Raw genomic sequence first — 3468 nt, 5'->3', positions numbered from 1 at the left:
CCCGCACTGTCACGAGCCGCACCCCGCCCGACGCCTCGCACAGGATGCCGGGTTTCGCAGTTTTGGCGCGCGCGACGGCGCTCTTGAGTTCCGGCACGGCCATGTTGTCGAGAAGGACGGCGTCGACATCATGCCGAAGCGCCTCTTCGAGCTGGGTCAGCGTGTCCACCTCGACCTCGATCTTCACCATGTGGCCGTTGGCGGCCCGCGCGAGCTCGATCGCCCCGGAAACGCCGCCCGCCGCCGCGATGTGGTTGTCCTTGATCAGCACCGCATCGAAGAGGCCAAAACGGTGATTGTATCCGCCGCCCGCGCGCACGGCGTATTTCTCGAACGCACGAAGGCCGGGCGTCGTCTTCCGCGTGCAGACGATGCGGGCGTGCGTGCCGTGAACCGTCTCCACGAAATGGCGCGTGGCGGTGGCGACGCCGGAGAGATGCTGCACGAGGTTCAGCGCCACGCGTTCGGCCGACAGTATGGTGCGCGTGCTGCCCGATACGCGGGCGATGACGCTTCCGGCGTGGGCGGTTTCGCCGTCGCGAAGCTCCGCCGCGAAGGATATGCCGGGATCGAGCGCGCGAAACGCCGCCTCGGCGAGCGGAAGCCCCGCGATGCAGCCGTCTTCGCGGAGGGCGAGCACGGCCTCGGTGACGTCATCCGGCGCGATGATGGCGTTGGTCGTGATATCGCCCGCGAGGCCGAGATCTTCCGCCAGCGCATCCTTGATGAGAGCCGCGACGAGATGATGGGGAAATTGAAGGTTCGAGGGGGCGTGTCCCGTCATGTCTTTTGCCAAGCTCGCATTCCAGAAATGAACGCGGAGCTTAACAAGGAACGCCCGGGGTGCAAACGTCTTCGCGCGATGAGTGCAGGGTTTATGCGGCTCAGGCGATTTGCACCACGGGCGCGAGCTTCGCCAGCTTGTCGATCCAGCGCTGAACCCGCGCCTTGTTCACGCCGAGGTCGCCTCGACCGACGAGCGAGCGGCTGTAAATCGCGATGGTGGACCGGCCATCCTCGACATCGACGAAGCGCACTTCGATAGTATCGGGGAAACGCCAGAAGGCGGAGCGCTGCACATAGCGCGCGCTGAGTTTGTTTTCGTCGACATCGACGAGTTCGAGGTTCGGCTCGGAAGCGACGGCCGTCCTGAACGCCTTCCTCAGTTCATGCGCGCTCACCGCGAAGACTGGCGGCTTGATATCGCTGCGAGCCTTGCATGCGCCAAGCGGGCAGGCGAGCGCGTCGTTCGGCGTCTCGCGGCGGCTCAGCGTTTCGAAATCGACCGGCCCCTGATCGGCGGGACCGGCGAGCGACCAGAGCCTCTCGGGACCGACGATGAAGAATGCGGCGATGATCGCGATGGGGATCGTAACCAAAGCAACGACGGCGACGGATCGGGCTCTCATTATATCTCCGATGGCAGGGCAGCCTTGGGAAATAGTAGACCGCCTGCCCACGAAGGCAAGCGTCGGCACGGCGGATGTGGCGGCGGGCGGCAAACATGGGAGCCTCGAAAGGCTGCCGGCGAAACCGTCGCGCGCCCGCCGTCAGCGAACGAGGCGCCCGATGCGTGTCACGCCGAACGCAAGCGCGCCAAGCGCACCGAGAATGAGGAGCACACCGCCCGGCATCGAAGCTTCGGAAGGCTGGGCCGCTTCGGCCGACGACAGCGGCGTCGCCTGCGCGGGTGCATCCCGCTCGGCTCGCGTGGCATCGAGCGCGGCGGGAGATGACGGGCGCGCCGACGCGACCACCGGCCCGGCGAGCAGATCCGCGACGAGTTCCTGCGTGCCGATGAGGGCGATTTCCGCCGACTCCCTCAGGGCGCTTGCCTCATCGAGCTTCGCCTTGAGTTCGCCGACTTCGCCGCGTGCGTCTTTCTCGGCGACCTCCGCGATGTCGCGGGCCGCTTCGGCGAATTCGCGGGCGCGAACCTCCACGGCATACTCGTCGCGGAGCGTGTTCACCTTGTCTCTTGCATCGGTGAGCTGGCTCGACATTGCGAGGTTCGCCTGGAGCAGTTCCTGTTTTTCGGTCGTGCTTGCGACGAAGGCGACGAACAGCCCGAAGCTCAAAGCCCCGAGCATGTAATTGAGGTAATGGCTGGGCATGACGGTTCCTTAAAGGAAGGTTAACGGGTCAACGCGCACATCTTTTTCTTCTTTTTTCATAGCAGCTATTGGTTAACGCCCGCTTTTTCAGATGTTTGAAGATCGAAAGTAATTAAGAGGCACCAAGTTCGCCCGCTGCAACTTTCGCGCGATGCTTTACAACATCTCGCCCGGCTTGGCGGCTGGTCGAAGGGTTATCGGACGTTTGCTGGGTTTCCGCGCAAGAAAAAATCTTTAACGGAGGGCAAAATCGTTTGCCTCTTGCGTTCCGTGCCGTTAGCGATCAAGGTTGCGCGCGCGCAACAGATGCAAAAGATTGCGAATCTCGTTTCCAGCGGAAAACACACACAATGACTGTCAGGGTAGCTATCAACGGCTTCGGCCGTATTGGTCGAAACGTTCTCAGGGCCATCTCCGAATACAAGCGTCAAGATATCCAGATCGTTGCGATCAATGATCTGACGGACGTGAAGACGAACGCACATCTGCTTAAATACGATTCCGTCCACGGCAAGTTCCCCGGCGAAGTTAACGTTACTGGCGACGGCATCGATGTCGGCTACGGCCCGATCAAGGTTCTCGCCGAGCGCGATCCGTCGAAGCTCGCCTGGGGCGACCTCGGCGTCGATCTGGTGATGGAGTGCACGGGCGTGTTCTCCGACCGCGACAAGGCGGCGATCCACCTGCGTTCGGGCGCGAAGAAGGTGCTCGTCTCGGCGCCGTCGAAGGGCGCTGACCTCACCGTCGTCTACGGCGTCAATCACAAGCAGCTTGAGCCCTCGCACGACATCGTATCGAACGCATCGTGCACCACGAACTGCCTTGCGCCGGTCGCGAAGGTCATCAATGACCTGTGCGGCCTCAACCAGGGCTACATGACGACCATCCACTCCTACACGAACGACCAGCGCATCCTCGACCTGCCTCACAAGGATCTGCGCCGCGCCCGCGCCGCTGCTCTCTCCATGATCCCGACCACGACCGGCGCCGCGAAGGCGATCGGCCTCGTGCTGCCGGAACTCGCGGGCAAGCTCGACGGCACCTCGATGCGCGTGCCGACGCCGAACGTGTCCTGCGTCGATCTCGTGTTCATCCCCGGCCGCGAAACGAGCGTGGAAGAGATCAACCACGCGATGGAACGCGCCGCGCAGGAAGAGCTGAAGGGCGTGCTCGGTGTGACGAACGAGGAACTCGTTTCCACCGACTTCAACCACAACCCGAACTCGTCGACCTTCGATCTCACTCAGACGCAGGTCGTCAACAACAAGCTCGTGCGCGTGCTGTCCTGGTACGATAACGAGTGGGGTTTCTCGAACCGCATGGTCGATACGGCCGTCGCTATCGGCAAGCTCAT

The 3468-nt window shown here is 62.9% G+C and carries 4 protein-coding genes; 1 reads left to right on the top strand and 3 read right to left on the bottom strand.

Going from position 1 to position 3468, the window contains the following annotated elements; all coding sequences use genetic code 11:
- The 3 genes from nadC to T281_RS16595 form a co-directional block, all read right to left on the bottom strand.
- Window positions 1-784 (bottom strand): carboxylating nicotinate-nucleotide diphosphorylase (gene nadC, locus T281_RS16605; RefSeq protein ID WP_037242100.1); only part of this gene is annotated, 784 nt, incomplete at its 3' end.
- Window positions 785-884: 100 nt separating this feature from the next.
- Window positions 885-1409 (bottom strand): DUF1499 domain-containing protein, encoded by a 525-nt coding sequence (locus tag T281_RS18035; protein WP_052037611.1) that lies wholly within the window; start codon window positions 1407-1409, stop codon window positions 885-887.
- 141 nt (window positions 1410-1550) lie between these two features.
- On the bottom strand, window positions 1551-2114 hold the full coding sequence (locus tag T281_RS16595) for a hypothetical protein (RefSeq protein WP_037242099.1): 564 nt from the start codon (window positions 2112-2114) through the stop codon (window positions 1551-1553).
- A 350-nt stretch (window positions 2115-2464) separates the two neighbouring features.
- Between T281_RS16595 and gap the strand changes: the two genes are divergently transcribed.
- A partial coding sequence (gene gap / locus T281_RS16590) for a type I glyceraldehyde-3-phosphate dehydrogenase (RefSeq protein ID WP_037242098.1) occupies window positions 2465-3468 on the top strand: 1004 nt, incomplete at its 3' end.

Source organism: Rhodomicrobium udaipurense JA643, from assembly GCF_000636015.1.
Taxonomy (GTDB): domain Bacteria; phylum Pseudomonadota; class Alphaproteobacteria; order Rhizobiales; family Rhodomicrobiaceae; genus Rhodomicrobium; species Rhodomicrobium udaipurense.
This window is presented reverse-complemented; position numbering and strand designations above follow the sequence as displayed.

Bases quoted from the DNA above. Each gene is read 5' to 3' on its own strand.
- T281_RS18035 (WP_052037611.1), bottom strand. From the start codon at position 1,409: ATGAGAGCCCGATCCGTCGCCGTCGTTGCTTTGGTTACGATCCCCATC.
- T281_RS16595 (WP_037242099.1), bottom strand. From the start codon at position 2,114: ATGCCCAGCCATTACCTCAATTACATGCTCGGGGCTTTGAGCTTCGGG.